At 34.2% G+C, this 26269-nt stretch carries 41 protein-coding genes; 40 read left to right on the forward strand and 1 reads right to left on the reverse strand.

Annotation, left to right across the window (positions count from 1 at the left end):
• Positions 1-37 precede the first annotated feature (37 nt).
• The 38 genes from CGC58_RS05215 to CGC58_RS05395 all read left to right on the forward strand — a co-directional run bounded on the left by CGC58_RS05215 (position 38) and on the right by CGC58_RS05395 (position 23852).
• Positions 38-511 carry a hypothetical protein gene (locus tag CGC58_RS05215; RefSeq protein ID WP_095895611.1) on the forward strand — a complete coding sequence of 158 codons (474 nt, stop codon included), beginning with the start codon at positions 38-40 and terminating at the stop codon, positions 509-511.
• A gap of 19 nt (positions 512-530) precedes the next feature.
• On the forward strand, positions 531-1415 hold the full coding sequence (locus CGC58_RS05220) for an NTF2 fold immunity protein (RefSeq protein ID WP_095895613.1): 885 nt from the start codon (positions 531-533) through the stop codon (positions 1413-1415).
• A 106-nt stretch (positions 1416-1521) separates the two neighbouring features.
• Positions 1522-2001 (forward strand): SMI1/KNR4 family protein, encoded by a 480-nt coding sequence (locus CGC58_RS05225; protein WP_095895615.1) that lies wholly within the window; start codon positions 1522-1524, stop codon positions 1999-2001.
• Between the two features lie 25 nt (positions 2002-2026).
• On the forward strand, positions 2027-2506 hold the full coding sequence (locus CGC58_RS05230) for an SMI1/KNR4 family protein (protein ID WP_095895617.1): 480 nt from the start codon (positions 2027-2029) through the stop codon (positions 2504-2506).
• A gap of 16 nt (positions 2507-2522) precedes the next feature.
• Positions 2523-3230: an SMI1/KNR4 family protein gene (locus CGC58_RS05235; protein WP_095895618.1), complete on the forward strand. Its 708-nt coding sequence runs from the start codon at positions 2523-2525 to the stop codon at positions 3228-3230.
• Positions 3231-3247: 17 nt separating this feature from the next.
• Positions 3248-3703, forward strand: a complete 456-nt coding sequence (locus CGC58_RS05240; protein WP_095895619.1) for an SUKH-3 domain-containing protein — start codon at positions 3248-3250, stop codon at positions 3701-3703.
• A gap of 10 nt (positions 3704-3713) precedes the next feature.
• On the forward strand, positions 3714-4238 hold the full coding sequence (locus CGC58_RS05245; RefSeq protein WP_095895620.1) for a hypothetical protein: 525 nt from the start codon (positions 3714-3716) through the stop codon (positions 4236-4238).
• 14 nt (positions 4239-4252) lie between these two features.
• A complete protein-coding gene (locus tag CGC58_RS05250) occupies positions 4253-4672 on the forward strand; it encodes a hypothetical protein (RefSeq protein ID WP_095897123.1) in 420 nt (139 codons plus the stop codon).
• A gap of 17 nt (positions 4673-4689) precedes the next feature.
• Positions 4690-5028 (forward strand): hypothetical protein, encoded by a 339-nt coding sequence (locus tag CGC58_RS05255; protein ID WP_095895621.1) that lies wholly within the window; start codon positions 4690-4692, stop codon positions 5026-5028.
• Positions 5029-5054: 26 nt separating this feature from the next.
• A complete protein-coding gene (locus CGC58_RS05260; RefSeq protein WP_095895622.1) occupies positions 5055-5513 on the forward strand; it encodes a hypothetical protein in 459 nt (152 codons plus the stop codon).
• A 12-nt stretch (positions 5514-5525) separates the two neighbouring features.
• Entirely contained in the window at positions 5526-5969 is a 444-nt protein-coding gene (locus CGC58_RS05265; protein WP_095895623.1) for an SMI1/KNR4 family protein, read from the forward strand.
• 19 nt (positions 5970-5988) lie between these two features.
• Positions 5989-6468: a hypothetical protein gene (locus CGC58_RS05270; protein WP_157909196.1), complete on the forward strand. Its 480-nt coding sequence runs from the start codon at positions 5989-5991 to the stop codon at positions 6466-6468.
• A 31-nt stretch (positions 6469-6499) separates the two neighbouring features.
• Complete coding sequence (locus tag CGC58_RS05275) at positions 6500-7423, forward strand: hypothetical protein (RefSeq protein WP_095895625.1); 924 nt, start codon at positions 6500-6502, stop codon at positions 7421-7423.
• A 22-nt stretch (positions 7424-7445) separates the two neighbouring features.
• Positions 7446-7874 carry an NTF2 fold immunity protein gene (locus CGC58_RS05280; protein ID WP_095895626.1) on the forward strand — a complete coding sequence of 143 codons (429 nt, stop codon included), beginning with the start codon at positions 7446-7448 and terminating at the stop codon, positions 7872-7874.
• Positions 7875-7892: 18 nt separating this feature from the next.
• Positions 7893-8288, forward strand: coding sequence for a hypothetical protein (locus tag CGC58_RS05285; protein WP_095895627.1), 396 nt, complete (start codon positions 7893-7895; stop codon positions 8286-8288).
• 12 nt (positions 8289-8300) lie between these two features.
• Complete coding sequence (locus CGC58_RS05290) at positions 8301-8999, forward strand: hypothetical protein (RefSeq protein WP_095895628.1); 699 nt, start codon at positions 8301-8303, stop codon at positions 8997-8999.
• A gap of 13 nt (positions 9000-9012) precedes the next feature.
• A complete protein-coding gene (locus CGC58_RS05295) occupies positions 9013-9828 on the forward strand; it encodes an SMI1/KNR4 family protein (protein ID WP_095895629.1) in 816 nt (271 codons plus the stop codon).
• Positions 9829-9846: 18 nt separating this feature from the next.
• Positions 9847-10926, forward strand: coding sequence for a leucine-rich repeat domain-containing protein (locus tag CGC58_RS05300; RefSeq protein WP_095895630.1), 1080 nt, complete (start codon positions 9847-9849; stop codon positions 10924-10926).
• 29 nt (positions 10927-10955) lie between these two features.
• Positions 10956-11606, forward strand: coding sequence for a hypothetical protein (locus CGC58_RS05305; protein ID WP_095895631.1), 651 nt, complete (start codon positions 10956-10958; stop codon positions 11604-11606).
• A gap of 68 nt (positions 11607-11674) precedes the next feature.
• Entirely contained in the window at positions 11675-12325 is a 651-nt protein-coding gene (locus tag CGC58_RS05310) for an SMI1/KNR4 family protein (protein WP_157909197.1), read from the forward strand.
• A 23-nt stretch (positions 12326-12348) separates the two neighbouring features.
• The gene (locus CGC58_RS05315) at positions 12349-12720 is read left to right on the forward strand and encodes an NTF2 fold immunity protein (RefSeq protein ID WP_095895633.1); all 372 of its coding nucleotides are present in this window, start codon (positions 12349-12351) and stop codon (positions 12718-12720) included.
• A gap of 22 nt (positions 12721-12742) precedes the next feature.
• Positions 12743-13180, forward strand: coding sequence for a hypothetical protein (locus tag CGC58_RS05320; protein ID WP_157909198.1), 438 nt, complete (start codon positions 12743-12745; stop codon positions 13178-13180).
• Between the two features lie 244 nt (positions 13181-13424).
• Positions 13425-14327, forward strand: a complete 903-nt coding sequence (locus tag CGC58_RS05325; protein WP_095895635.1) for a hypothetical protein — start codon at positions 13425-13427, stop codon at positions 14325-14327.
• Positions 14328-14329: 2 nt separating this feature from the next.
• The gene (locus tag CGC58_RS05330) at positions 14330-14704 is read left to right on the forward strand and encodes a hypothetical protein (RefSeq protein ID WP_095895636.1); all 375 of its coding nucleotides are present in this window, start codon (positions 14330-14332) and stop codon (positions 14702-14704) included.
• A 75-nt stretch (positions 14705-14779) separates the two neighbouring features.
• Positions 14780-14974 carry a hypothetical protein gene (locus CGC58_RS12670; protein WP_157909199.1) on the forward strand — a complete coding sequence of 65 codons (195 nt, stop codon included), beginning with the start codon at positions 14780-14782 and terminating at the stop codon, positions 14972-14974.
• Positions 14974-15225, forward strand: a complete 252-nt coding sequence (locus CGC58_RS05335) for a hypothetical protein (RefSeq protein WP_157909200.1) — start codon at positions 14974-14976, stop codon at positions 15223-15225. The genes CGC58_RS12670 and CGC58_RS05335 overlap by 1 nt, the downstream gene beginning before the upstream one ends.
• 15 nt (positions 15226-15240) lie before the next feature.
• Positions 15241-15885 (forward strand): hypothetical protein, encoded by a 645-nt coding sequence (locus tag CGC58_RS05340; protein WP_095895638.1) that lies wholly within the window; start codon positions 15241-15243, stop codon positions 15883-15885.
• Between the two features lie 5 nt (positions 15886-15890).
• Positions 15891-17012 carry a hypothetical protein gene (locus tag CGC58_RS05345; RefSeq protein WP_095895639.1) on the forward strand — a complete coding sequence of 374 codons (1122 nt, stop codon included), beginning with the start codon at positions 15891-15893 and terminating at the stop codon, positions 17010-17012.
• A gap of 4 nt (positions 17013-17016) precedes the next feature.
• Positions 17017-17559 (forward strand): imm11 family protein, encoded by a 543-nt coding sequence (locus CGC58_RS05350; protein ID WP_095895640.1) that lies wholly within the window; start codon positions 17017-17019, stop codon positions 17557-17559.
• A gap of 68 nt (positions 17560-17627) precedes the next feature.
• Entirely contained in the window at positions 17628-18212 is a 585-nt protein-coding gene (locus CGC58_RS05355; RefSeq protein WP_095895641.1) for a DUF4303 domain-containing protein, read from the forward strand.
• Between the two features lie 10 nt (positions 18213-18222).
• Positions 18223-18966, forward strand: coding sequence for a hypothetical protein (locus CGC58_RS05360; protein ID WP_095895642.1), 744 nt, complete (start codon positions 18223-18225; stop codon positions 18964-18966).
• 96 nt (positions 18967-19062) lie between these two features.
• Positions 19063-19848 (forward strand): hypothetical protein, encoded by a 786-nt coding sequence (locus CGC58_RS05365; RefSeq protein ID WP_095895643.1) that lies wholly within the window; start codon positions 19063-19065, stop codon positions 19846-19848.
• Between the two features lie 14 nt (positions 19849-19862).
• Positions 19863-20567 (forward strand): hypothetical protein, encoded by a 705-nt coding sequence (locus tag CGC58_RS05370; RefSeq protein ID WP_095895644.1) that lies wholly within the window; start codon positions 19863-19865, stop codon positions 20565-20567.
• A 2-nt stretch (positions 20568-20569) separates the two neighbouring features.
• Complete coding sequence (locus CGC58_RS05375) at positions 20570-21451, forward strand: hypothetical protein (protein ID WP_095895645.1); 882 nt, start codon at positions 20570-20572, stop codon at positions 21449-21451.
• Between the two features lie 42 nt (positions 21452-21493).
• Entirely contained in the window at positions 21494-21865 is a 372-nt protein-coding gene (locus CGC58_RS05380; protein ID WP_095895646.1) for a hypothetical protein, read from the forward strand.
• 66 nt (positions 21866-21931) lie between these two features.
• Positions 21932-22177, forward strand: coding sequence for a hypothetical protein (locus CGC58_RS05385; RefSeq protein ID WP_095895647.1), 246 nt, complete (start codon positions 21932-21934; stop codon positions 22175-22177).
• Positions 22178-22221: 44 nt separating this feature from the next.
• Positions 22222-23169, forward strand: coding sequence for a hypothetical protein (locus tag CGC58_RS05390; RefSeq protein ID WP_095895648.1), 948 nt, complete (start codon positions 22222-22224; stop codon positions 23167-23169).
• Between the two features lie 134 nt (positions 23170-23303).
• The gene (locus CGC58_RS05395; protein WP_095895649.1) at positions 23304-23852 is read left to right on the forward strand and encodes an LIC11966 family surface protein; all 549 of its coding nucleotides are present in this window, start codon (positions 23304-23306) and stop codon (positions 23850-23852) included.
• Positions 23853-24071: 219 nt separating this feature from the next.
• Here CGC58_RS05395 and CGC58_RS12675 read toward each other — a convergent pair whose 3' ends face one another.
• Positions 24072-24275, reverse strand: a complete 204-nt coding sequence (locus CGC58_RS12675; protein ID WP_157909201.1) for a hypothetical protein — start codon at positions 24273-24275, stop codon at positions 24072-24074.
• 131 nt (positions 24276-24406) lie between these two features.
• Here CGC58_RS12675 and CGC58_RS05400 point away from each other — a divergent pair, with 131 nt between their 5' ends.
• Together CGC58_RS05400 and CGC58_RS05405 are read left to right on the forward strand one after the other, a co-directional pair.
• Positions 24407-25756, forward strand: coding sequence for an SMI1/KNR4 family protein (locus CGC58_RS05400; protein WP_095895650.1), 1350 nt, complete (start codon positions 24407-24409; stop codon positions 25754-25756).
• A gap of 83 nt (positions 25757-25839) precedes the next feature.
• On the forward strand, positions 25840-26265 hold the full coding sequence (locus CGC58_RS05405) for a hypothetical protein (protein ID WP_095895651.1): 426 nt from the start codon (positions 25840-25842) through the stop codon (positions 26263-26265).
• Positions 26266-26269 lie beyond the last annotated feature (4 nt).

Here is a 26269-nt window from a genome sequence, read left to right on the forward strand (position 1 = left end):
AATTGATTTGTTGCAACTTCAACTAAAATTGAACAAAATGTCCGAAAAATTAGAAAAATTGAAAATAAAAAACGCTCAAAAACGACTTTTAGAAAGATTTTGTTTTTTGAATATCGAAGAAATCATAAATTCAAATGACGAAAAAGGAGAAAAATTCTTTGCTGAGTTCAGAAATTCAGGTATTTGGAATTATGAAAATAAGGCAATAGCGTCATTTCCATTTCACAACAATGGATTGATAGATAAGGATTTGTATCATTCGCAACACAAAAAAGCACAAGCCCTTTTCGTTGAAAAAATAAAAGCATTATCAAATGATTTTGTTTGGATTACTCTTTCAGAAAATGATATTTATTTTTTTGTAAAGATTTCATTATCTATACTTTGCAAATATTTAGATACTTGGTTTGAAGAATATCCTGATTTTGAAGTTTTTATCCCAAGTCAATACGCTTTGGCTTTGCACGATGCCGAGTATGAATGGGAAGTTTTAGAAAAAATATTGAATTAAAAGAATCAACATACAGAATATGAGCAATTTACACCCAGAAGCCATCGCAATTGGCAAAAGCAAAGAAAAAGGTATTTCATTGAAATACAAACCAATAACAGATGACGATGTACAGGAAATTTGCAAATGCAAATCACTCGTAAATGTAGGCTTAGAAGGCACAAATATTACAGACAAAGCCCTTGAATATCTGGCAACATTGCCAAAACTTGGGCTGCTTTGGCTGGGTGAAACGAAAATCACAGGCGAGGGTTTCATTCATTTTGAAAATCACCCGAAACTTGATTGTATTGGTATTGAAAAAACCAAAGTTAACGATAACAACCTGAAAATCATTGCAAAAATTCCCAAACTTACTACCTTGAGAATTGACGGTACAAAGATAACTTTTAACGGACTTTTGGCAGTGGCGGACAATCAAAAACTCAAGCCCGTATCTCACACCAAATTTACTGCCGATCAAATGGAAATTTTCAAACAAACGCAAAGAAATTTTGCCAAAAAGAAAACTTCAGTAACGCTGAGCAAAACAGAAATAGAAAGTGCTAAAAATCATCTGTTAGCATTTTTCAAAGCAATGGCAGAATGGGAGCAATTCGCTAACCTTAATTTTGACAAAGGACTCGAAGACGAAATAACCGCTAAAATCAAAGAACTTTACCAAAAATACGCAACCAAAAAACACCACAATAATGACCGATATCATTGGACGGCAACGAAAGGAGGGTCTTACGGAGAACACCAAATCGTTGATATTGAAATCATTTCTAAAAATCGAATCTATATTCACACCAATGCCAATATTTTCCAAGACCGATTTTTGATGATAAAACAAAAGGATAACTCTTGGCAAATAGATGGTTGTCAGCGTAAACGTGGCAACTGGGAAAAACAAAGTTTATAAGAAAAACATCTAAAATAAGTCCTATTTGTAGACACATTGTAGACGCTCATTTTTAGATTTTTTGTAGGGTAAAGTGTAATATTGTAAAAAATTAAAAAATCATTTTATGAATTCAAAATTGTTCGAAAATATTAACCAATTAATTTCAAAAAGCAAGGGAGAAATGATTCGGTACGGGAGTGATAAATATCGTTTTGAATTAAAACGACTTGTTAGCGAAGAAGAAATAATTCGGTTTGAAGAGCAGCATAACATCACATTTCCAAATGATTATAAAGAATTTCTGCTTTCTGTGGGAGCGTGTACGCTTTTTGAAACAAAGTATGGCTTGGGGCTTAATTTTCTGCCACCCGATGAAATTTTTGATTGGTCAAGGCAAGTATTTGAAGGAACAGGAGTAGATTTATTTCCTTCATTCCTTATCATTGGTTCGGCAGACGGACATCCAATGGGATTTTTGACACAAAAACAAGAAAATAATTTTGGAATTTTTTATGCTGACATTCCACCTGAATATTGGGAAGAAGACACCGATTTAATGAACTTTAACGATTGGTTAAACGATTTGATGCAAGAGTTAGCATAATCCTGAAAACTTCTTTTAGATAAAAATGAAAATAAAATTTGAAAAATACGGATTGAGTCCTGAAAAGTTGGAATATATGAAGCGTTTCAATCTGAAATTGGACAAAAGAACAACGCGAAACCTCATAAATGCCTATCAAACCGCAGAAATTTCTACCGAAATGATATGTAAATTAGAAGAAAAAATAAATTTTAATCTTCCAAAAGATTATTTTGATTTTCTTTTGAAGCAGAACGGCGGAATTCCTTCCAAATCACGAATAAAAAGCAAAGTTATTGACCATTTTTTATCTCTAAAATCGGATTATAAATATAATTCCATTATGGATTTGTTGGAGGAGTTTGCTTCAAAAGGCTTACCTGTAGCAACAGACCCTTCAGGAAACTACTTTTTGATGAGAAATGACGGAAAAATATATTATTTCGACCATAATTCCGGTGAAATTGATGAAAAATCAGGTGTTTTAGCTGAAAATTTCACGGATTTATTAGAAAATTTAAAATAATTCCATTCATTAAATTATGAAAAACAACATCTATTATATTGGAGAAGCACACTTAGTGAGTGAAGCTGAAATTTCTAACATAGAAAATTTGGTTAGATACTCTTTACCAGAAGATTACAAAGAATTCATATCGAATTACGGCTATGGAAATCTCAATGAATTACTGTTATTTGAAATACCTGATGAAGATTTTATAAAGAACAATTTTACGGAATATTTAGACCTTTGGGAATGGGACGAAACATTGCAACAGAGGGCTCTCCATAGTGTGATGATTGCCAAAACCATTGATGGTGATATAATTCTCGCTCTTAACGATGAAAATTCGCCTTACTTGCTTCTGCCTCGGCATTCCGAATATCCTAAATCATTTGTTGGCTTTTGGGAAATCATTAATTGGTACAAAAATGAATATCATCTCAAAGAACTCTATTTCGATTCGTATTATCAGAGCGATTGGCGATTTTTCCACATTGAAGGAGAATTTTCGGACTTAAAACTCGAAAAAATAGCCATTCTTTATAAAAAATTCAAAAAGAATTATGCAATCGATGTTATTTTTGGAGAAGAAAACTATCAACCCAAATGTGTTTTGCAAAATATTGGTGGCTGGATATATTTTAATTTGGATACAGGCGAAATCCGAATGAAATTTCAGAAACTTTTCACCTCAAAAGCAAACGAAATTATCGGATTTTTAGAGCAATATGCCATAATGAAATAACTGAAAAACAATAATTTATGTTTTCAAAATCGCTACAAAATTTATTATCCGAAATCGGAATCAACATAGACCGAAAAATTCCAAAAGAAATCTTTTCCAAGCGAGAAAAGTATATTATTGAGCTTTACCAAAATACTGGATATGAGTTTGTTCCCAGAGAGGTTGTGTTGTTTTTCTGTTATTTCAATGGTTTAGAAATTTCACACAGAGGGCACTCCACCGAATTTAATTTGGAGCATTTGATGAAATATTTTCCGAAGAGCCAAACGCAATACGCAGAAAAGCTACTTGAAAAACAAATTTTTCCGATAGGAACGACGAAATCAGGTTGGTACGATTTATTTTCCGATGAAAACGGAGCTGTTTATGCTTTTCATATTGAAGGAGATGAGCTTATTCTGTACGGTGAAAATCCGTTTGTGGCACTCCAAAATATTTTACAAAATACACCTTTGGAAAGAAAACAAGTTTAAAAAAAATAATATGCACACATTAAGAAAAGAATTACAACCTGATTGGGCAACTGCCGAAAAATTGTATCCACTCATTTTGAAGCGATTGCAAGAATATGAAAACTTTTGGGATGCTCAACCCGAAGACACTCCCGAAGAGGTTTTCGACAAAGAATACAAAGCAATGGAAAATTATTTGAGTGAGCTTACAGGCAAGGATTTGTCCGATGTATGGTTATGGGAATGGTGGGAAAGCAATGGAATTGAAGTATTTGCCTTTGATTTGGCAATGCCCTTCCCTAAAAAACACGACAACCTGACCAAAGAAGACTTGCAGGCGTTTGTTACCATCATTCGCAATAACGAGTTTGAATGTGAAAGTGAATTTCAGCAAGAATTTATGCCTTATATGTTTTATGCTCATCAATATTTTCGTCAGTTTTTGGAATTGAACTTTAAGAAATACAAACCGGAATTTTTCCAAAGAAAAAAGGACAAAAACGGGAATTGGTACGAGCTATCAGCAGAAGAAATAACAGCAAAAATCTGGAAATAAATCAGTTAATAAAAATGCAAAAAACTTATTATTTTCATTTGTTTCTGGCTCGCGTGGCAGAAGGAAAAACAAAAGAATACAACACTTACATTAAAGACCATAGTAATCCTTTATTTTTCAAAGAATTAGAGATATATGATTACAGCTTTGATACTTACGGAATAGAAGTGTTACAACCTGAATTTCAGTATGATTTTCCACTGTCGGAATTGTTAAAATTTTCTCTTTTAAAAAGAGAAAATCTGCCAATTGTGGAGGAATTTTGCAAAGCGAAAAACATTTTACCCAATTCATATATTATTCTGTACCATCAGGGTTTGAAAATACCGAAGGAAGTTTCACTTTCTTATCCTGATTTGTATTACATTGGTGAATTTGAAATGGACAAAAATGCTCTGATGAGCAAAAAGTTAGCTTATCCGCACTTGTTTTAACGGAAAAAAGAAAATATATGGAACCAATGAAACTTGACGAAATTCCAGATGAAATATTTCTTGAAGATATTTATGATTTGACAGAAAACATTCCTAAAGAATTTCCGACTTGGCTCAAACAAATTGAACAACAAACTGGCGTAAAAGCCGAATATATCCGCTTTACGGACTTTGTTGAAAACGCTGACGATGAGGAATCAAGCGAGGAGTTTGTGGGTTATTTCTATACGATGTCGAACCAACAAATGTACAGATATAGTTCTGAAAATGACATCTTAACAATTATTCCTGTGGATAAAAAGCGACTTACAATACAAGATACTTTTAGTCTGCGTGTATTACATTTATTAAAATAAAATTTTAATTTTTAAAAAGTAAAAATATGGTAACCATTCATTTAGGAAGAAATCTTCCAAAAGAATATTTAGATTTTATCGCCAACTACAAAAAACAAGATTTTTGGCTCACGATGTATCCTAACACTGAAAATCAATTCAGCGAAGAGGTAGAAATTTGGACAGAAAGCCAGTTATTCTCGCGAACTTACGACAAAAATAACGCTGACTATCAGTGGTTAAGTGCTTCAGAATTGGATTTTTCACTGATTGACTTTCGCGAAGATGTGTGCCGTATCACCCCGGAAGAAGTAGAAAGTGGTTTTGTAATTGGAAGCCTCAACGCAGGATTTATTTTTCTGAATCTGCACGATGGTTCAGTTTGGTTGTGGTATGACGATATGTTTTGTGAAAAACAAGCTGATAGCTTCACTGAATTTCAAAAATTACTTACCTCAGAACCTATTGATGACGATTTTGAAGATGAAGAACAGCGAGAAACATAAAAAAGCAATGAAATGAGTCAGAAAAAATTAAAAATTCCGAAAAATTATTTTGAGTTAATCTCTAAAAATCAAGATAATACGCATTCGGCACAAAAAGACCAATACGGTTTTGAACTGGACACCGAGTTGAATATTTTTTACGAAACCAAAGAAGAAATTCTTGAAGAAAGCCAAGAATTGCCCGAGTATTTTCCGCCAGAAGAAGCCGAAGAATATGAAGATTACGAAAAAGTAAACAACTACGATTTGGGCTACATTACGGATTTTTCCAAGATTTTGACTTTCGGGATGGATGGTGCTGGTTGTCAATTTTGTATGGATTTCAGTCAGAACGAAAACGAGCCGAGAATCATTTTTTGGGACGATAGAGACCTGCGTTGGCGAGTGATTGCTGATGATATTGAAAAATTTTTCGCTTTATTCAAAGATGAATCGTATCCGTATCATAACATATAGGCAATTTAGAAAAAATAATATGATAACAGAATACTTAGGAAGGAAAATTCCGCAAGCATATTTGGATTTTATTGAAAGCAAAACATCAGAAGAAAATATGGAAATGATGTATTTCAATAATGAAAAACACAATAACAAAAAAATAAAGCTATACACCAAAAATGGGTTATTATCAAATAGTTATGATAAAAAATCATATTGGTATGAATGGATTAGCAAAGGTGATTATACGTTTGAAAAAGTAAAAGCCTTACACACAGAGGAGCCGATTTCTATTGATGAGGTAAAAACCTGCTTTGCGATAGCTGATACTTATGAAGGTAATGTTTTTATCAACTTGCACGATGGTTCAATTTGGCACTTTAGTGATGATTCGGATTGGGTGAATGATATTGACCTTTATCATTGTGAGAAATACGCTAATAGTTTTGCTGATTTTTTACAAAAGATTAGCTTAAAACCAATTGGAAATAAGTTTGAGAGTGAAGATTTTGAGTGATAAATAATTGTAAACTTAGATTTTACACACTATGAGATACATTGACTTAAAAGAAATTAGTATTAAAACACTTAAACAACAAAAGGAACTTCATATTTCCATTAAAAACAGTGTTGATGACGAAAAGTTAAACATCATTAATCAAAAAGCGATGAAAGGAAATGAAGTTTTTGTTTTGATTTTCCTTTCAAAAACTGTAACAATATCTGTATTGGAGAAAATTTCGAATGTTTCACATATTTCATTATTGCCAAATTATGAAAATCCACTTGAAAATCTAAACGAACTTTCCAATTTCAACCTAAAATCATTAATTTTAGGTTCGTTCACTAAAAAATCTATCTCTTTCAAACCAATGAACTGTACAAATTTGGAAAAATTAGAATTTCTGGAAGGATTGGGTAATAAATCGCAGTACGAGTTCATCAACAAACAAAAAAGGTTAAGAAAATTACATCTAAAAAGTTTAGATTTGGTTTTGGTTGAAAAAAATGAAAACCTAACCGATTTATACGTTCACAGCAATTTGAAATCGGAAAATTGGCTTCCTGAAAAGTTTCCTAATTTACAAAAGTTGCATTTACACGGGCTTTCCAGATTGAATAATCACTCATTTATAGAAAGTTTAGAAAAATTAGAAAGCATAAATATCAGTTATAATAGTCATTTGGTTAGCTTTCCAAAGCTCAACAATCCAAAATTGATAAAAAGTATTGAAATGTATACCTGCCCGAATTTCAACGATGTAGAAAGTTTGTTACGTTACGAGAACTTGGAAAGATTGGTACTAACCAGTTATGATAAGCCTCTACAAATGAATAGTGATGATTTTTCCAAGCTCAAAAATCTATCAAAGCTAAAAACCGTTTACACCGCTTGGGGCAAAAAATCAAAAGATGAAGTAAATAAAATACAACAAATTTATGCCGAAACAGGTTGGATAAATCATCAATAAAATAAATAAAAATTATGAAGATATGAACGATACAGAACAAATTAAACAGCAATTTATCGCTTTTATGCAAAAAATGAATGCGTGGGAGGTAGTTGCCAATAATGAAACGGAACAAGATGATGAAATTTTTAGCAATCCTGATTGGCAAGAAAAACAAACACAAATCGTGCGAGAGATTTATGAGGCTCATCTCACCCAAAAAGAACGCAAATACGGAATGCTCAGTGCTGGAATTTCGGTAAGATTTCCACCCGAATACGATCCCAAACAAGAAGAAATCACCTCAGTGGAAGTAAAAGGCAAGTCCGCTACAATGACTACTAAAAGAATCTATGCTGGGCTAAAAAAAGAGCGTATTTACAAACTCAAAAAAGTAGATGATGTATGGAAAATAGATACCGCCAAAGAATTGGATAATTATGACGGCAAGTGGTACAGCGTGATTTTTTAACTTTAAAACAGAAAAAATATGAAATCATTAACAATCAACGATTTAAAAGACAATCAAGCAACTGTCTTATTTAATGAAAAACCTTTAACACTGGTTTTAGAACCCGATGGCGAACCCATAGAAAGTACTTTGAAACTGGTTAATTCGTTGATTCCTAAACTAAAAGAAATGGACGCCAAAGCCAAGAACTACCTTGCCAAAGAATGCTTGGATACTTATAACGATGAAATTCGCAAGGGAGACGAGCCTACATTAGACCTGCTTTCATTTGAAAATCAATTGGTTTTAGATGAAATTTCTTTTGTTGGTGATGAGCTGATGTTATTTTTTTACAAGGGGATTTTGGCGGATTTTACTTGGATGACTTCTTCGTCTGATGGCGAGAATTTTGATGAATTTGACATATTAACATAAATAAAATAGACTATGAAATCAATGACTTCTCTCCGCATTGGAAATGTGTATATATATGATACAGACGCATTTAGCCAACAAGAAAAAGATTTTTGCAGTAAAATGTATTCGGTGATATATTTTGCGGATTTTTTCTGTAAAAATGGTATTTCAAAAGTGATTCGTCCGTTGAATTTATTTTTGACCAATAATAAAGATGAAAACGGACAGCGTTTTGAATGGGGCGTAAAACTTTGGGTAGATGTAGAAAAACTCAAAAATACGCCTGACAAACTTTTCCCCAAAGAAGCTATTTTAGCAGTTAGGCAAAGCCTTATTGACATTGCCCCAATGCACGATTGGACAAAAGAAAACATCGAACTGAATTTTGGAAAAGTACTGGAAATCAACCTGCAAGGGCAGTGGGCGGTAACTAAAAACATCACTCACAAAGAGACTAAATTTCAGTTCGTTATGCAGTACGACGGCAATAAAATCATTACCAATCCTGCTGATTATATGCGGTTTTTGATGAAAATCAAACCACCAAAACAAAAGGCGATTCTCGTGCCTGTGTCGCTCAAAGGAAGTGTTTCGGCAGGGATATTAGTGCCGTCAATGGTTACAGATTTTTCATTCAAAGGAGATATATTGACCTTGAAAATCAGTAATACACAAATCAAAAAATGGAAGGTTGATTTTGGAAAAAGTATTACATTAACAGATATTTAAAAACAGATAGAATATGCAATCTTTAAAAAACTTTTGGGAAACCCCAATATATTTACCTTATCTTCACGAATCTTTAACCGATAAAATGATTAAAGATTTTGAACAAAAAATAGGTTACAAACTTCCTGCAAGTTTGATTGAATTATTAAAAATCCAAAATGGTGGTTACGTGCGTTATAGTCTGCCTGAAACTCCACCTATGCAACTTTGGGGAATTGGTAAAAAATATCCGAGTTTAACCGTTTTAGCCAATGAACTTGACGAAGAAGAATATGGCGAGTTTAGTTTTTCGCTTGAGGGTTTAATTGCTTTTGATGGCGACAGACATTACTATCTTTGTTTGGATTATCGGGAAAACAAAGACAATCCGCAAGTAAGTTACATTGATATTGAATGCGATGAAGAAGAAATTATCGCTGATAATTTTGATGAATTTCTGAATATGTTGACACTAAAAACCGATGATTTGTATGTAATTAAGTCAGAATTACCTTTATCGGAAGTTGTGCAATTATTTGAAAATGTGCTGAAAATAAAATTTGACGAACCCGATTTCTTTGACTATGGTTATGAAAATTATCAAGCTAAATTCGGTGGAGATTGGCTATTTTTAAGTCCGAATAAAGTACCTCTCGCCTTTGCCCGAGAAGGTGAAAATAATTTCAATTTGCTGGAAAATTACAAAGACAAAACTACCTATCGTTTTCCTGAAATCAACACAAATTATTCATTACTAATATTTTACAAAGAAGAATTATTTTCTTCATTAAAAGAAAAACTCAATGGAATTCTAGACATTGTAAAGCTATCGGATATTACCAAAAATTAGAGCAAAGACATCAGAAATATGGGAGCAATTTACTATCATTCAAAATTCTGGGGCATTAACAAGTTCGATGATTTCCAAAAAGAATTATCCGAATACAAAAAGAAAATCAAAGAGTTAGACCGCATACAAATTTCGGGAAGTGTAAATATGGAGAAGATTTTACCCGTGCTTTGGGAAGAGATTTTCAAACATCACAAGTCGCTTCATTTACGTTTTTTTCTTTACCAAAGTTTTGATGTGAATTGGATTGCGAATTACCCCGAACTTGAAAGTATTTCCATTGAAGCAATTAGCAATATAAAAAATCTGGAGAAGCTTTCTCTTTTCAAAAATCTGAAGGTTTTAGCACTCAAATTTGATTATAACACAGTAAAAGATTTGAGTTTTTTGGAAAATATCAATCCAAACTTGGAAGAATTATACATCGTTTCTGGGTCAAAAGCCGGAAAAATCGATCTGAATTCGGCAGCTCATTTTCGAAATTTGAAAACGCTACACATTGAAAATCTAGAAAAGAATTTGGAAAAAACTCTTTCGCAATTATCTGAATTAGAAAACTTAACGCTCCGAAGTACTTCCAAACCCAAAACATTGGATTGCATCTCAAAATTTACTAAACTAAAACATTTGACTTTGCAACTATGTGGTTTTGAAAATATTGATGCGGCTATTCATTTAAAATCATTACAATATTTACAACTTTGGCGATTGCCAAAACTTACTGATTTAGAATTTGTTTCACAAATGAAAGATTTACAATTTTTATTTATCGAAACATTAAACGGAGTTACCCAATTCCCTAAAGTAGCTGATTTACAGAAACTCCGAAGAGTTAAAATCACTTCGTGTAAAAATATTACTGATTTCAGCAATGTAGAACACAGTTCCTCCATTATTGATTTCATCATTCAAAATGCTGTGCAAACCGATTTGAATATTTTTATCCCTATTTTGAAAAACAAAAACATTCAAAGGATTGGTATTGGTTATCAAAAAGTTGCTACACAAAAAGAAGTCTTAGCTCTTGCCCAACAATGCGGACGCGAAGAAATTCAGGCGTATATGTACCCTGATTTTGAAGAATTTAAATTCCAATAAAATTCAGAAATTTAAACAAAAGACATAAAATGAGTTTCACTACTGAAATAAAAAACCTAATCCAATTCATAAAAGAAGAAAATTTTATCGCACTTACGGATAATGACAAATCGTACTGCTCGTGGGTTAAGCCTTTGGATAATGAGTGTTCGGTGTATTTATACATCTATGCTTATCAAAAAAAGGATATGCAGAGGTGTTATCTAATCGTTTCTCCTCCACGCTTTAATGACGATAGTTGGGTAGGAAATCCGTTGGCTTTCGGAATTTGCGTGGGCGTAAATTGGGAAGCAAGAACAGGATTTTTTGATAAGTGCATCAACCGATTGAGGAATCTTTTACCGAATGTAAATGATTTAAAAAATGCTGTTATTGCCGAAATATCTTCTAGTAGTGAAATCGCTACCGATTCGGGAAACGCCTCTGAACTTGCCAAACGCGAGAAAATCAATTTGCAGGCTTTTAACAAACTAAAGGAACAACCAGATTTTGAAAATCTTTGTAAGCAAAGCAAGGAAGCTTGGATAAAGAAAAAAATCATCTTAACAATTGAAACTGAACTAACAAAAAAATGCTACGAACCTTATGGCGATGCCATTACAATGAAATATATTGACGATTACACCCATCAGCTGGGATTGATGCTTGCCACTTATAGCATTTTTAAAGGCGAAAAATAACCATATTTCATAAAAATCAAGAAGCAAATATGAATCACAACAACCAAATAGAGAGAGTTTTACAAAAAATGTCAGTATTAGGAATAACCTCCGGAGATACACTTTCATTAACTGAAATTCGTGAAATTGAAGCAAAATCACAAATAAAACTTCCGGAGAGTTATGTGACTTTTCTAACTGAAATTCAAAATGATAGCCAATCATATCAATTACACGAAAAAGCTCCTTACTATGGTTTTTATTCCTTAGAAAAAGCTTTGGAAATGAATGAAGAATGGCAAATCACACTCCACGAACCATTTCGCTACACAAATGATTTTGAGTTTGATGATATTATTGATTTTCAAGAAGATACTTCTTCGGATAACATCGAAAAGCGAATGGAAACAGATATTGATTTTGCTAACCTAATAAACAAGTACAGCGACACAAGTAACCTCAACGGAACTATCCCTATCTGTGAATATGGTTGTGGCGATTTCTTTCGCTTGGTTGTAAATGGAGAAAAGAAAGGAGAAATTTGGGCAGATTGTGGTTGCATCAATCTCACAGGATATTACTCTTTAAATGTGGATGTTATAACGTTCTATGAGAATTGGCTTGACAGGCAAATTCATTTAAAATCCTATCCTCAAGATAAAATGAAATATTTACAAGCCTACTATCCAATTTTAGAATTTGGCAACAATCCAAAATATAAATTAGAAAAAATTGATTAATTGCTTTCAATCCACAAAATAAAATGAAAAAAACTGCAAACAAACAAAAGAAAGAACTTGCAAAAACAGCTGACAAACGCTTGTTTTTTGGAAAAGAATACGCTGAAAGCATTTTGGAAGAAGTTTTAACAGAAAACGAAGCACATAATTTGCTTCCCAAAGATGAATTTCAAATCATTTCCGATGAAAAAATACTGCTGGAAGTTATCGAGCCAATACTTTTCAAGCATTACCCACAATCGGTAATTGAAGACCAAAAGCCTTATGAAATACACGATTTGGAACAATATTTTGTCGTATTGGGAACACTTCCTATAGGAATGCGAGGAGGCACTTTTGAAATCATTATTTGCAAAAAAGACGCACAAATCTTAAAGCTGTCACATAGTAGATAAATATCATTTAACCTATAAAAATGTGTGTTATATATTAATAATCAGTACAGATACTCCTAAAGATTTGGCTTTGTACAATAGCGAAAATTTATTTTTTGAGAAAATGCAAAATCCCACAAAAGTAAATTTGAAATACTTGTATTGTTATGAAGTAGCTACAATGGCACTGAATAGTTGCAGTTGTCATCTACGAATTTTTGAGCAAAGTTTGGCACAAGACATCGGATTTTGTGAGTTACAAGACTGGCTAGAGGAAGAAGATAATGACGAAAATATTCTCAATACGCAACTCCTTTTCAAAATTATAAAAAACCTTACAAATGAAGGATTTAAAGTAGATAGCTTTCTCTACTGGAATGGAGAAGAGCCTATCGCTCAGCAAAAAATAGAAGTAAATGTAAATAAAATAGATGAAACCCATTTTGCATTGTTTGAAAACGCGTATTTTAATTATTTCTAAAATATAAAAGACATTTAAAAATACATTTAACATTAAAGAGTTGAGCAAAAACTTAAAAGTTTCCCCGAAAACAGAAGAAATTTTCGTCAAAAGAACAAAAAATAAAATTTGTAGACACTTTGTAGACGATTATTTTTATCATCTTTGGTCAGAATGAAATACTTTTGTGCTTCAAATGTGATAGTTAATTAATTTCAAACAAATTACTTTTTTAAAATAACAACTCGCTATAAATAAGATACTTATGATTTACTTTGATTGTGGCACTCACAAAGCTGAAAAACTGGCTTTTTTTAATTGCACAAATGAAGAGGGCAGGCAAATCGGAACTTTTCTGATTGATTTTAATATTGATGAAAAATTCGTTTATGCAAACTTCCCTGACGAAAGTGAGATTTTTGACATTTCGCCTTGCGGAACAAAAGTCTTAACCATCGACAGAACTTACGAAAAACGAAAACGCAAGACCAAGATTTTCAACCTAAAAAGCAAAGAATTACTTTTCGAAACCAATGTGTTTTTCGGTTATGAGGCTTGGTTCACAACTGTGCCACATTTGTTGGTGGTTCGTGCCAATGTAAAAGGAAAAAGTAATGACAAATTATTTCTTTTTGATACGCAGAAAAATGAAATTGTGCATTTTATGCAAGGAAACAACTGTTTAACTTATTGTTCGAAAAACTTTTACAATCATATTTTTGCCTATCCTAATAGTCGTAAAAAAGATGAAGTTATTCTACTGGACTTGACTACTTTTGAGGAAAAAGTCATTCATTTGGGCTCAAAAAAACTCATTCACAGAGTGGAAGCATTGGGCAATGATGAATATTTTGCCATTGATGGCGATTTTTTCGGGACAAAATTCAATGCAAAAGGCGAAATTCTGTGGAAAACTAAAAAATTGGATTGGGAAAAATTCTATTACGCTCCACAGTTTTTCATCCTTGATAATCAGATTATTTTCAATGATTCTCTCGGAAATCGTTTTGATATATCAACGGGCGAATTGATTCACGCAAACACGCAAAGTTGGGGTAAATCCACACCATTTTTTGACCATTGGGTAATTTACAACACGGGCAAGATGTACGAATTAAACACAAATAAAACAGATAAATTGGATATTCAAAAATATTTAGAAAAATAATAATGGCTTATACAATTCCTAAAAATAAGGTAATTAATTATCTGCCTGAAATTTTGAAAGATTTTCATATCGCATCGTATGAATACATTGACTATCTGCATTTTTTGGTTTCTCCATCCGAGTTTTTGGAAGATGCAGAAAGTTATATTTCGTTAGTGAAAGAATTGTTTCTGAAAGCAGGCTGGGCAGGAGATGGCGAGATAAAACTTTTATGGATTCCGCCTTTTTGCCTCGAAACCGATGTAACAATGTGGGAATATCCTCAGGGAGAGGTCGTTTGGCATACCAAACAGCAGGAAGATGGCATTTCGTGGTTGGCTATGCCCAAAGAATTGGTTTCCTTTATGGCAAAAGCTGAGTCTCCTTTCAAATTGTAAAAAAATATTTTGAGTTTAATTATTATTTAACCGTTTTTTTTTCATACCAAATAATCCCTCAAAAAAAATAAAACAATGAATTTAGAAAATCAAAACGTCCCACAATCATATAGGGATTTTATGGCAAACACGCCTCAAAACCAGATGACAAGCGTTCGTTATGGAAGACGCAAAACAGCAAAACAAAATAGTACTCTCGTCAGGATTACACCATTTATGCCTGTGATATGCTCACTCGCAAAAACGACCCCGAAAACGCAAAAAGCTTGATGAAATATCAATACCTCAGCGAAGCAGAACTTGATTACAAACCTTTAGAAGGCGAAACTGAAGGCATCAGTTTGGAACAAGTTCGTAAAGCATTCTGTTTTGGTTCAGTAGATGGCGGAATGTTGTTTTTTCATCCTGAAGACCACAGCGTTTGGGAAATTTATTACGATTTATACATCTGCCAAACCGCCAAAAGCTTTGAACAATTCATAAAACAAGCAAAAGTACAACGAACTTGGGAACTGAAATAAAATTCTGCAATCGTTATGAATGGAATAACTTGGGATAAATTCTATTTCGTCATCACTCCTGATGAATTTCAATTGATTTTCAGCACGAAAGATTTCTATTTTATGAAAACTAATTGTCGTGTACCATTGGATTATCAATACGATTCAAAAGAAAGCATTTTCTCAGCATATCAAAACTTTTGGGAAAAGATAATTTTGGGCAAAATAAAACTCGCTAATCCCGAATTTACAGACACTTACCTACCAATGTACATCTCTATGGTTGATGATTATCGCAAAGTAAGATTTGAAAAATTCGATTCAAAGTCAGACGGAAACATTGATTTTAAACGAGTGCGAAGCAAAAAAGCTTTCATTGGGCTTTCTCCGGCGGAATTGAGTTTCTTTAACAATAAAATATCAATGGCTTATTTCAATAACGAAGGAAAGATTGGGCTTAGTCTGGTTTACCCCAAAAGTATTGACGGAGTTTCTACCGAAAACGAACCCACCGCACCTATTTATAAAGGTATGGTGAAATCCATCAAAAACATCTGTAAAAAGGCAAAAATATCAGACGGAAAAACAGAATACAAGCCCAACCTTTGGATTTCAGAAAATGCAAAAAATTTGATTAACAGCAATATATATCTAACAAAGAACAACTTAAAGTTTATTTAAGAAAAATGACGAAAAAAGAAATTATACAACTCATTCATACCGATTGGAAACAAACTCCTGAGGAAGAACGATATTTTACCGAAGAAAACATTCAAAAATGCAGCGATGATTTGGATATTTTCTGCAAAAAAATGGAAAACTATCGGCAAACCAACGCCTCACAGGAGGAATATGCAAAAGCTATTTATGAAATTTGTGAAAATCTGGCCACTTTCAACCGAGAGGACGAAGAACCTGAGTATCTGCACGGATTTTTGTACAATGTTTATACAGAAGAACTTACAAATTTCATCCGAGAAACGGCTTTTGCCAACGGATTTCAGCTTCCGGCTCCTGAAATAATTCCGACAGAAATTTTTTCGCTCCAACATTCAACTAATCTCTTTTATGAATACTTTTCTGTGTACATCGGAAAAGACAATCAAAATGGCGTTTGCTTATTGTACAATATTAAAAACCAATGCTTTGAATACGATGAAAATCCGTATGGTGACAGCTATCTCCTACCCGTTTTCAATTTCCAAGCAAATGAGAATTTCAGTGAAATTTCTTTTGAAGTACTTTCGCAAGGGCGTTACAAGCACATAAAATTGGTTTCACAACATCCGGAAGATAAAATTTGGCTTAAAAATTTAGCTTTTCTGCATCAAAATGAGGTTTTTAACCAGAATCCGCCTCCTGATTTTTGCGATATTGAAATCCAAACTTGGCAAGGGAATATTTGCAGGATAGATACAACCAACAGAGACAGCGACGGAAATGTCATTTCGATGTTTACAGAAGGGTCCGGAATTTTGCTTTTCATTGCCGAAGTAGATAAAAACGGTAATCTGCAAATTGAAAATGATTACGACGAAGTAAAATCAATCAATGATAAACTGTTCTTGGTGTATGCCGTGCCTGATTGGTGTGGTTTTGAGGTAGATTCCATCGCTTTTAAAGGAGATTTATTTACCGTTACAACCAAAAACAATTGCTATAAATACAACGAAGACAGAAAATTAGAAGTAGAAAATAGCGATACAAAGGTTTTTACTTATGAAATAAAAACTTTTCCGTTTATGCTCAATTTTTTAAAAGAAATTACAGCTTCAAATAAAAGTTCAAACCCTAAAAATCAACAATAAAAATATGAAAGTGTACAAATTACAACCCAAATTGCGAGCCGAATGCACTTATGTAACGGTTAAAGCCTCAACGGACAGAATGTTTGATTATTTCGTCGCCCCCGACGGAAACGGAAAATTCCTGCAATATATGCAATTGACGGGCAAAGCCGATGTAGGCGTAAAAGACTCGGACTTGGAAAAAGTTGATTTTCTGATAGGTTTTGTGAGTTTGCCCATTTTTTCCGAGCGATTTGTGGAAGTTCTTTCAAAAGAAGTTGGCGATGAAATCACTTTTTTTCGGATAGAAATTGAAGCAAAAACCGTCAAAAAACCATTTTTTGTAGCAAAAATCAATCGATATTTGGAGCTCATTGATTATGAAAAATCAGACACCGAAGAAATAGACGGAGAATTGGCACCGGACTATTTTGGAAATATCGTATATAACGAAAATCTGCCCGAGTTTTATATCGCTCGTGATAAACATAGCTATACCGATTGGTTTATTTCTGAAAAAATGAAAAACTTAATCGAAAAATATAAATTATATGTCAACATTAAGTAAGTCAAGAATAAATAACAGCATCAAATTTTAGGAAAATAAATATTTTTAAACAATTAAATATCAGCATTATGACTCAAGAACAAAAACAAAAAATTCAGAGTTTAGCAGAGGCAGAAATCCGCCATTCCTTCCAATTTATTAAAAATCAAACCGATAAGGAAGGTAAAGACCTTGTGGCATATTATTTCTTTTTGGTTGATGATTTTTTCGCAGCCAACAACGCAGGAGTTACCCGCCAAGATATAGAAGCGTGGAAAAAAACAGATGATTACGACCCTGAATATGACGGATTGTTAAATGCCATTTGGTCAGGCGTGTGCGAACTTTACGAGGGAGATTTTATTCCGGTTAGCGAAACTTCCGAAAATTGGCTTGATAGTCAACCTGCATTGTACAAAGAGGCGTATTTACTCGTAGAAGGATTAGATGATTATGACAAATACAACAAAATCCGAGCAGATTTTGAACAATGTATCATCGACGCTCTCAAAAAATGCGATGAAGAGGGTGTTTTTGGCAACAGAAAGGAAAACGGGTTGCTGCTTTTTGCTTTTTATAGCGATGATTATGACGAAAATGGCGAAGGGGCTCTATTGTATCGTTCTGCAGAAGCCTTGAACGACAAAAAAGGATTTGAAAACATCATAAAATAACACTTTAATAATGAATTTAATAGAAAACATCAACGAACTGAACGAAAATTTAAAGCCCTTTCCGGAAGCAGAAAGCATATTTTCAGAAAAACAACCCTGGCTCAAAGAACATTTTTTACCGCTGATATCTATCAATTTAGCAGAAATAAACCCCGAATGGAAAAATACAATTCTGCATATGATTTCTCCTTTCGAGCCCTATGATAGCTATATCGGTGACGGAACAGAGGAACACCACAATGAATTTACGACTCCCAACTGGTTGGCTTTTCGTCTAACGGAAGATAATAAATACGAATTTCTGGGAAAAGAAGGATTTTTCCTACGAACAGCTATCAACAATTGGGATTTTAACAGCGAAGAGGAAAAAGATTTTCAAAAAATGAAAGAAAACCTTGAAAAAAGTAAAGAAAATGTGGCTAAATTTGGACATTTGGTTAATTTGAGATATCCAGAATACAAAGGAAAGCTCAATATTATGAATTTTTTAGACGACCTTGGCGGCGGTTTTTGGTATGGTAACTGGACAAGTTCAGCCGAGGAAGAAGGAATACCTTCCGCTTTTGAAATGGAGTTAAAAGAAAGCGACGAAGAACAACTCAATGATGGTATCGAAATTACTTATCAGGGCAACCCGTTTTATTATATTGGCAATGTGGCAGGATACAACTACTGCGGAAGCGGTGCTGATGCCATTATACTAATGTACGAACCCGTGAATCGTATTGTACTTTTCACTTTTGATTATTCATAACACTCAGTTCATCTCACACAATATCAATTATTTATAATCAAAAATCACATTAACAAGAAGCTTTCTTTTTATAAATGAATTAAAATTATAAACAATATGAATTTAATAGAAAACATCAACGAACTGAACGAAAATTTAAAGCCTTTTCCGGAAGCAGAAAGCATATTTTCAGAAAAACAACCCTGGCTAAAAGAACATTTTTTACCGCTAATTTCCATTAATTTACAAGAAATAAACCCAGAATGGAAAGGCATTCAACTTCATATGATTAACCCCATAGAACCCTACGAAGGTTATATCGGCGAATACACCAAAGACTTTCATAATGAATTCATTGGAGCTAATTGGCTTGCCTTCCGTCTAACGAAAGACAATAAATACGAATTTTTAGGAGAAGAAGGATATTTTCTGCGAAGCCCAATGTACCGCGACCAACTTAAGGAAATAATGTCTCAAGATTGGGAAATGAGCTATTTCAAAAACGACTCCGCTTTATTTGAGCAACGAAAACAAGAGGTTTACGAAGAAGCCCTCAAAAACTTTGATGAAGCCGTAAATGACTATAATCGAAACAAAAAAGACTTTCAGGAAAAGGGCTATTGGGGCGAGGAAGAAAATTTTATTCCGTATTATGGTGGCAGATATCTGGATAGCTTAGGCGGTGAAATTCAGGGAGGTAATTGGGTGGATAGCGAATCCATTCCCTCGGCTTTTGTTCTGACAGAAGATGAAGATTGGAACGTTTCCATCACACATAACGGGAATCCTTTTTATCAGATTGCTTCCGTATCGGGCTACAGTTACTCGCACGGTGCCGATGCGATAATTATGCTATACGAGCCTATCAGCCGAATTGTGCTTTTCACTTTTGATTATTCTTAAAACTTTAAAAAGCGATGAAAATCATCAGTCAATTTAAAGATTTTTACGATTGGAAAGTTGCCGAATACGGTATGGATGAAACACTTATCTTCGACCGTCGCGACCCTGTCTTGCTCATTAAAAACGGACTACTTGTAAATCAAAGCATTTTCAAAGAGCCAACTGATACTGATGCTCTGCATTCCGTATTGTATGTAGGCAATGAATTGGTGCATATTTTTTCAACTAAAAGCCATATTTATACCCATTTTGATTTAGAAAATGTGACGGACTTGGATGCCTATTCTGATTATTTTTTAGGGAGTGATGATTTCAAGCTCAAAAACGGCAAAAGCATTACCATTACTTCGTATTTATATACCAAAAATAATTATTCGCTATACGAGCAATTCCGTCAAAACAGAGCAAAAAATATCTATGGCGTAGAAAATATTACTACAGGTTCAGGCAAACAATTACAGTGGGAAGATTTTTCACAAAAACCGCTTTTATTACTTAGAAGACTCTGGCACGACTCGCCTGTACTACTGGACGCCAATCCGTTTTTAGCTCAGGCTGGAATTTATATTGACCCTGATTTTGTGTGGCAAAACATCGTGCAATTTTTGTCTGATATAAAGTCTTCCGCAGAAAAATCACCCGAAGTTCCTAACGAACAAAAGATTACAAACAAAGGATTTGACAAGAAAACTTCTTTCCGACCAAAAATGAAAAAATAAATATGATTATACGCAATTTTACAAAAACCGATTACCACCCGATGTACAGCAAAAACCTCAGCGATTTTATATCAGACTTGAGGAATTTCGACATCGACCAACAGAAAAGACTGCTTCTGAAGTGGGACGAGCAAACAGAAAACTTTTCAGTGTGGAACTTCGAGCAAGAAATGCTTTGGGAATTGAAAGAAGCCATCTGCTATGCAAAATTCGACCCGCGTAATGAATGGATTTGGCTCGTTCGTCGTGAAAATGAAGAATTGGTAACCGTTTTGGTTTATGATTACACTGGGAAACGGCTCGCTTCTACCGAAATGGAAGATGTAATATACGATTCCGCCTTCATCATTACTTTACTTCCCGAAAAAACAGCAGTTGCCATTGATTTTTGCGGAGGGCAAGACGGTTCGCAAGAATATTTCTTGTCTGTAAAAGCCAGCAAAATAGAAATTCTGTACGAAATGAAAAGAGATGTATGCTTTCTATTTGCTTTCGACAACAACACGAAGGCTTTACTGCTTAACTTCTATGAAGACACTATTTTCATAGTTTCCTATCCCAACCTAAAAACACTCAAAACATTCACATTTCCAGAGGATTTCTCTTATGGAGGAATCTGCAAAATAACCGATAAATGTTGGATTGTTTCCAATGAATATAGTGCGCGTCATTTTCTGTTTAATCCCGAAACGATGGAATTTGGCGAAGAAATCATCATTGAAGGTTACGAACCAAAGGAAAACGAAGACGGAGAAATTCTTTCCGATATTGCTTCAATGGAATATCACGACGGAAAGCTCATCTTCTGTCATTTCCAAATCACTGGAAAATATCCTAACATAAAGGAAGAAAAATGGTGGGGACAAGCAACCATAAATTTATAAATCTTTAAAAAAAGAGAAAACCGAATTTAAAAACCAAACAATATGCAAGAACTTAAAAAAGAAATTTATCTGGCTATTTCCGAATTTTTAGAAGCATACAAAGCAAAGGATTTCAAAACTTTAGCAGAAAAATTTGACATCTGCGGAGAATTTTTGGAAGAAATTTACGAAATGCTTGATTTTGTGGAAGACCCGAGTAATCTAAGAATTTTCCCCATCGAGGAAATGCAAAAGCAAGTCAGCGGACAAGATTATTTAGATGTTTTCAACTATGATGAAAGCAGCAAAAACTCACACGAATATGGCATCGAATGTGTTTTCTTTGAAGGAAAGGAACATCTTGGCTACATTATTGCCGATTACCGCTCCGACAACCATTTTCCGAAACTAAACTTTAAATATTTCAGCGTTTAACAACTGTTTTCCGAACGCCAAAACTTCACAGATACATCAAAACAAAAGCCTTACAAACAGAACAAAATGGAAGAAAACAAAAAATTATCTTTCGTAGAAAAGATGAAACTAAAAGCACAACAGCAAAAAAAATACGGCGACGACAAATTCCAAAGTGAGCAAGCAAAACTTGACACTCAGGATTGCCCAAATTGTGGAGCAGGGAGAGCAAAACGTGAAGGAGTAACACATTGTGCTTATTGCGGTTATGAATTTATCAGCAATAAACTTGATGACGGAATTTATATCAAAAAAGAAGATAATAGCCACTGAGTTTTTAACTTTCTCATAAAAATAGAACATCAAACACATATAAAATGGAAGAATTACACATCCGATTCAGTAATTTTTTAAAAAAACTAACCGAAAGAGCCAACGAACTCGCCCAAGAAACAAAAGCTTCAGCACAAAGTTTCTACGATGATGATATTGACAGCCACAAACGAAGTTTTTTTAACTTTAAAATGGGCATTCAGGGGCAATTTACAAGCATAATCAACAAAGCTCAGGAGGTTTTTGACAATCAAATTCAAGTTCACGAACCTACAATCAGGGAAAGACGCACGCCTGAAGGTGAAATTAAAGAAAAATGGTTTCGGAAAATTCACGATGAATTCGAAAATTGGAAAGACCTAATCCGCGACGTATCCGAAAATGTTTTTGAAGGCGTAAAAGAGAAATCTCCCGAAGCTACTCTTCAAGAAATTGTAGAGGAATACAACCGAATCAAAGACAGTTTCCATTGTACACAATGCGGAGGAAAATTGGAAATCAACGAAATATACTTCATCTCCACTTACATACCTTGTCCGTATTGCCAAACACAGAACACTTTTGTTCCCAGCATTAAAATGCGAGAGCTGGAGTTCATTGCTAAAGATTTGGCAGAAGAACGCACCCAAAAGGAAGAAAAATTCTACGAAAAAACATCAAACAGCAACAGTTCCACTGCGGAAGAAACGTTCATCGCCTATTTCCGCTGGCGTTTTGCAATGTGGAGCGTAGTAAAAAGCATTGTTCCCATACTTGAGCAAGCCAATAAAAAGGTTCTTTTTCGTGAAATGCACGACTTAACAACCTATGATGAGTACAACTTTTATGAAAACCCTGACTTATATCGAAAAATTATAAAACTTCTGACTAAAACCGAAGCGGAAGAACGAAAAATTGCCACTGAACTTCTTGAAACTCTCGGAGCAAGAGGTATCCCGCAGGAAGAATTCAATACAGTAATATCCGAGGCTAAAAGCCTATCAAACAACTAAAAAGAACCCCGCCCATACAAAATATTTTTCGGTTGTAGACACTTTGTAGTCGCCCGTTTTTAGGAATTTTTATCACTCAAAAATACCTTTGCCTCAGAGTTTAAAAAATTGTTTAACAAATAAAACGTAAAATTATGTTCGGAGATTTAATGAAAAAAATGCAAGAAGAAATGAAAAAGGCAATGGGTGATAACTTCCAAATGAACATCCCCGAGGGCTTGAACCAAGAAGGCGGATGGAACGAAGAAGAAGGTGTTTACTATGCCAAAGGTTCTTTTGATGACGAAGTGGAGTACAACAACGAAATCGTTTGTATTACCAACGTAACGCTTGACAATATGGAAGAGATGAACGAGGCAATGGACGACAAAGATTATGCCCGTGCCGAGCAGGTTCGTCTGGAATGGATTAAAAACATTCCAAACTACATCGCTCAGGTGAACGAATTAGGAGCGTACAACGGTGACGATATGCTACAAAAGGCTGCCATCAAGTACTTTGAGTCATTCGATTTCCTGATGAAAAACGGCTACCAAAAGCTCATCGCTATGCGTTTGGCAGGCAAAAGAGGCACTCCTGAGGAACAAGCTCAACTGAAAGAAAACAACAACTTGATGCAAAAGTTCGCCGATAAATTCAACGAAGTTAGCGATGACTTCCTTGAAAAACACGAAGACGACTAAAAGTACAAACGATGCTCTGACAATGAATTTCGTAGAGAAGCTCATTTTCTATGAAATTCTTTATTCTTACCGAAGAATTTAGCCCATAAAAAGCATTTTCGCAGAAATTTCAGCACTAAACTTAGCTCATTTTCACAGAAAATTCAACAAAAAATCTTATTCTTTCATCGGAAGAGACAAAAAATCACAGAAAACAGACCAAAAACAGAGACAAAAAGCTCATTTTTTCAAAACAACAGCTTCAACCGATGGTCGGTGAAGGTGTTGCTCGCGAACAACAGTCCAAACCGATACCCGATGAGGCTGTTGTTCGCAAATTTCAGCTTCAACCGGCAGAGGAATATCGTGTTGATTGCAAACAACAGCTTCAACCTGCGGTCGGTAGAGGTGTTGCTCAAGAAAAATAGCAAGAAATGAGTCCATAAATCTATTTTTTGTGTTATTTTTACATCAAATCTATGGTGGTTAAATTCTTACTTTATAAAGTCAGTTGTAAATCTATACAGAAAATATAAAATCTTATCAAAAAACGATTTCTTTAAAAATAAAAAATAATGGATTACAGCAATCAAATAGCCAGAATCAAAGAAAAACTACAACAAGCCAAAGAAGTTGATAAAAAACTTGAAGTTTTTGGAGCAAGAAGTCATAAATATGAAATAGGTTCGCCTCTTTCTAAAGAAAAACTGAAGGAATTAGAACAAAAACATCAAATTTCATTGCCTGAATGCTTCCGAAATTTCCTTCTGCACGTCGGAAATGGTGGAAAAAAGAAAAAAGAAAGCGGTGCTGCTCCCTTCTACGGGCTGTATCCTATTGAACAATGCATTGAGGAGAGTGAAGACCGTTTCAAATTTCCGTGCGTTGTATATCCAAAGATAAGCTACGAACATTGGGATAACATAATCACGAAACTTATTGATGACGAAGACATTTCTGATGAAGAGTACGACCGTGAAATGGACAAAGCCTTTGGTTCGCTGCTCACTTTTGGCACGCAAGGCTGTACCTATGACACTGCCATCGTGCTGGAAGGTAAGTATCGCGGACGGATTGTAAATATTGACCTCGACTTTCAAAAACCGCACTTCGCTTTTGAGGAAAATTTCTTGGATTGGTACGAACGGTGGCTCGATGAGATAATTTCGGGCGAAATTTTGTATCAAACGAATGGATTTAGCTATCAAATGGGCGGAAGTGCCGAAGAATTGCTTTCCATTTTTGAAAATGCTTCTGAAAAAGAAGAAAAAACCGATGCCTTATTAGGACTTTATTGTAAAAAACCGCCTCTTTCTGCAGCTGTTTTAAATAAAGTTGAAGATTACATACAAAAGGAAGATACGTACTTTGAGTATTTTGTTACTATTTTATGTATTTCTGATTTTGAGCGAGCCAAAAAGTACTTTCCACAGCTTGCCGAGCGTAATTTATTACGATTTTTTCAGAATATTTATTGGTATTCCAAAGATAAGAAGCAAGACAGCCGAGATTTATTGCCAATCATTCTCGAAAAATTACCCAATATCACCGATGAAGAGATTTTCCGTTTCTGTGGCTATGTGTTGAGAGAAACGGACTTGGATTATGGCGAGTGGATTATCTCATTTACCGAAAACAAAGATTATAAAATTCGGTCATCTACCTTGTATATGTTGGGGCAGTTGAAAAACAAAGAAAAGTACTTGGATACTTTCATAAAAGATTTGTATGATGAAGAACCGTCTGTGGTAACCGAGGCACTACGAGCATTAAACGGCATCAAAAACGAGGCGTTGCTTCCGCATTACAGGCAAGTCGCCAATCGTTTCCCGAAAGAAGACGAAGATTATGTTTATTGCAACCTCAATCACCGACTGAAAGAATTTGGGCTAACTGTTAATGAAATTCTGAAAATGAATTTTTGAATGAATTTTAGCGTATATTTGTGGACAAAAGCCATAAAAAGCATACATTTTTATAATATCTATCAACTGATTAAAGAACGCCGATGAAAATTATAGATACTGCTAATGGGGATTTCCTTCTGCTGAAAGATGTTGTTATAAATCAGGCAACGACTTACACACAACTGAGAGAACAATTTCCTGATAACAAATATTGGGAAGTAGGGACGGGCTATTTTTGGATTTATTTTTATGACATTATTGTAGAACAGCAGAAATTTTATGTAGATATTTGCTTTAAAGGAGAGCAATTGAACAGAATTATATTTGAATTTAAAGGCATTTATGAAAAAGATTACTCTTGGGAAGATTTCGATGAAAAGAAAGAATTAAAAAAGAAGAAATCATACGAAAAGTGGATTGCCAAAACACTTGGAGATACGGAATTTCCTTGGGGAAGAGTACACGCTTTTTATGACCCGAAGAGTTGCTCCACCGGAATCATTTTAAATTATAAAGAACAGAAGTAAAACA

The organism is Capnocytophaga stomatis (genome assembly GCF_002302635.1).
GTDB lineage: Bacteria > Bacteroidota > Bacteroidia > Flavobacteriales > Flavobacteriaceae > Capnocytophaga > Capnocytophaga stomatis.

What these genes read in the sequence shown, in the direction of transcription:
- CGC58_RS12670 (WP_157909199.1), top strand. Translation starts at nt 14,780, where the DNA reads ATGAATTTAGAAAATCAAAACGTCCCACAATCATATAGGGATTTTATG.
- CGC58_RS05225 (WP_095895615.1), top strand. Translation starts at nt 1,522, where the DNA reads ATGAATTCAAAATTGTTCGAAAATATTAACCAATTAATTTCAAAAAGC.
- CGC58_RS05305 (WP_095895631.1), top strand. Translation starts at nt 10,956, where the DNA reads ATGAGTTTCACTACTGAAATAAAAAACCTAATCCAATTCATAAAAGAA.
- CGC58_RS05280 (WP_095895626.1), top strand. Translation starts at nt 7,446, where the DNA reads ATGAACGATACAGAACAAATTAAACAGCAATTTATCGCTTTTATGCAA.
- CGC58_RS05235 (WP_095895618.1), top strand. Translation starts at nt 2,523, where the DNA reads ATGAAAAACAACATCTATTATATTGGAGAAGCACACTTAGTGAGTGAA.
- CGC58_RS05340 (WP_095895638.1), top strand. Translation starts at nt 15,241, where the DNA reads ATGAATGGAATAACTTGGGATAAATTCTATTTCGTCATCACTCCTGAT.
- CGC58_RS05365 (WP_095895643.1), top strand. Translation starts at nt 19,063, where the DNA reads ATGAATTTAATAGAAAACATCAACGAACTGAACGAAAATTTAAAGCCT.
- CGC58_RS05270 (WP_157909196.1), top strand. Translation starts at nt 5,989, where the DNA reads ATGATAACAGAATACTTAGGAAGGAAAATTCCGCAAGCATATTTGGAT.
- CGC58_RS12675 (WP_157909201.1), bottom strand. Translation starts at nt 24,275, where the DNA reads ATGGACTCATTTCTTGCTATTTTTCTTGAGCAACACCTCTACCGACCG.
- CGC58_RS05240 (WP_095895619.1), top strand. Translation starts at nt 3,248, where the DNA reads ATGTTTTCAAAATCGCTACAAAATTTATTATCCGAAATCGGAATCAAC.
- CGC58_RS05390 (WP_095895648.1), top strand. Translation starts at nt 22,222, where the DNA reads ATGGAAGAATTACACATCCGATTCAGTAATTTTTTAAAAAAACTAACC.
- CGC58_RS05300 (WP_095895630.1), top strand. Translation starts at nt 9,847, where the DNA reads ATGGGAGCAATTTACTATCATTCAAAATTCTGGGGCATTAACAAGTTC.
- CGC58_RS05395 (WP_095895649.1), top strand. Translation starts at nt 23,304, where the DNA reads ATGTTCGGAGATTTAATGAAAAAAATGCAAGAAGAAATGAAAAAGGCA.
- CGC58_RS05370 (WP_095895644.1), top strand. Translation starts at nt 19,863, where the DNA reads ATGAAAATCATCAGTCAATTTAAAGATTTTTACGATTGGAAAGTTGCC.
- CGC58_RS05405 (WP_095895651.1), top strand. Translation starts at nt 25,840, where the DNA reads ATGAAAATTATAGATACTGCTAATGGGGATTTCCTTCTGCTGAAAGAT.
- CGC58_RS05285 (WP_095895627.1), top strand. Translation starts at nt 7,893, where the DNA reads ATGAAATCATTAACAATCAACGATTTAAAAGACAATCAAGCAACTGTC.
- CGC58_RS05250 (WP_095897123.1), top strand. Translation starts at nt 4,253, where the DNA reads ATGCAAAAAACTTATTATTTTCATTTGTTTCTGGCTCGCGTGGCAGAA.
- CGC58_RS05335 (WP_157909200.1), top strand. Translation starts at nt 14,974, where the DNA reads ATGAAATATCAATACCTCAGCGAAGCAGAACTTGATTACAAACCTTTA.
- CGC58_RS05400 (WP_095895650.1), top strand. Translation starts at nt 24,407, where the DNA reads ATGGATTACAGCAATCAAATAGCCAGAATCAAAGAAAAACTACAACAA.
- CGC58_RS05295 (WP_095895629.1), top strand. Translation starts at nt 9,013, where the DNA reads ATGCAATCTTTAAAAAACTTTTGGGAAACCCCAATATATTTACCTTAT.
- CGC58_RS05375 (WP_095895645.1), top strand. Translation starts at nt 20,570, where the DNA reads ATGATTATACGCAATTTTACAAAAACCGATTACCACCCGATGTACAGC.
- CGC58_RS05355 (WP_095895641.1), top strand. Translation starts at nt 17,628, where the DNA reads ATGACTCAAGAACAAAAACAAAAAATTCAGAGTTTAGCAGAGGCAGAA.
- CGC58_RS05290 (WP_095895628.1), top strand. Translation starts at nt 8,301, where the DNA reads ATGAAATCAATGACTTCTCTCCGCATTGGAAATGTGTATATATATGAT.
- CGC58_RS05315 (WP_095895633.1), top strand. Translation starts at nt 12,349, where the DNA reads ATGAAAAAAACTGCAAACAAACAAAAGAAAGAACTTGCAAAAACAGCT.
- CGC58_RS05255 (WP_095895621.1), top strand. Translation starts at nt 4,690, where the DNA reads ATGGAACCAATGAAACTTGACGAAATTCCAGATGAAATATTTCTTGAA.
- CGC58_RS05265 (WP_095895623.1), top strand. Translation starts at nt 5,526, where the DNA reads ATGAGTCAGAAAAAATTAAAAATTCCGAAAAATTATTTTGAGTTAATC.
- CGC58_RS05275 (WP_095895625.1), top strand. Translation starts at nt 6,500, where the DNA reads ATGAGATACATTGACTTAAAAGAAATTAGTATTAAAACACTTAAACAA.
- CGC58_RS05260 (WP_095895622.1), top strand. Translation starts at nt 5,055, where the DNA reads ATGGTAACCATTCATTTAGGAAGAAATCTTCCAAAAGAATATTTAGAT.
- CGC58_RS05230 (WP_095895617.1), top strand. Translation starts at nt 2,027, where the DNA reads ATGAAAATAAAATTTGAAAAATACGGATTGAGTCCTGAAAAGTTGGAA.
- CGC58_RS05310 (WP_157909197.1), top strand. Translation starts at nt 11,675, where the DNA reads ATGTCAGTATTAGGAATAACCTCCGGAGATACACTTTCATTAACTGAA.
- CGC58_RS05220 (WP_095895613.1), top strand. Translation starts at nt 531, where the DNA reads ATGAGCAATTTACACCCAGAAGCCATCGCAATTGGCAAAAGCAAAGAA.
- CGC58_RS05215 (WP_095895611.1), top strand. Translation starts at nt 38, where the DNA reads ATGTCCGAAAAATTAGAAAAATTGAAAATAAAAAACGCTCAAAAACGA.
- CGC58_RS05350 (WP_095895640.1), top strand. Translation starts at nt 17,017, where the DNA reads ATGAAAGTGTACAAATTACAACCCAAATTGCGAGCCGAATGCACTTAT.
- CGC58_RS05345 (WP_095895639.1), top strand. Translation starts at nt 15,891, where the DNA reads ATGACGAAAAAAGAAATTATACAACTCATTCATACCGATTGGAAACAA.
- CGC58_RS05245 (WP_095895620.1), top strand. Translation starts at nt 3,714, where the DNA reads ATGCACACATTAAGAAAAGAATTACAACCTGATTGGGCAACTGCCGAA.
- CGC58_RS05380 (WP_095895646.1), top strand. Translation starts at nt 21,494, where the DNA reads ATGCAAGAACTTAAAAAAGAAATTTATCTGGCTATTTCCGAATTTTTA.
- CGC58_RS05385 (WP_095895647.1), top strand. Translation starts at nt 21,932, where the DNA reads ATGGAAGAAAACAAAAAATTATCTTTCGTAGAAAAGATGAAACTAAAA.
- CGC58_RS05360 (WP_095895642.1), top strand. Translation starts at nt 18,223, where the DNA reads ATGAATTTAATAGAAAACATCAACGAACTGAACGAAAATTTAAAGCCC.
- CGC58_RS05330 (WP_095895636.1), top strand. Translation starts at nt 14,330, where the DNA reads ATGGCTTATACAATTCCTAAAAATAAGGTAATTAATTATCTGCCTGAA.
- CGC58_RS05325 (WP_095895635.1), top strand. Translation starts at nt 13,425, where the DNA reads ATGATTTACTTTGATTGTGGCACTCACAAAGCTGAAAAACTGGCTTTT.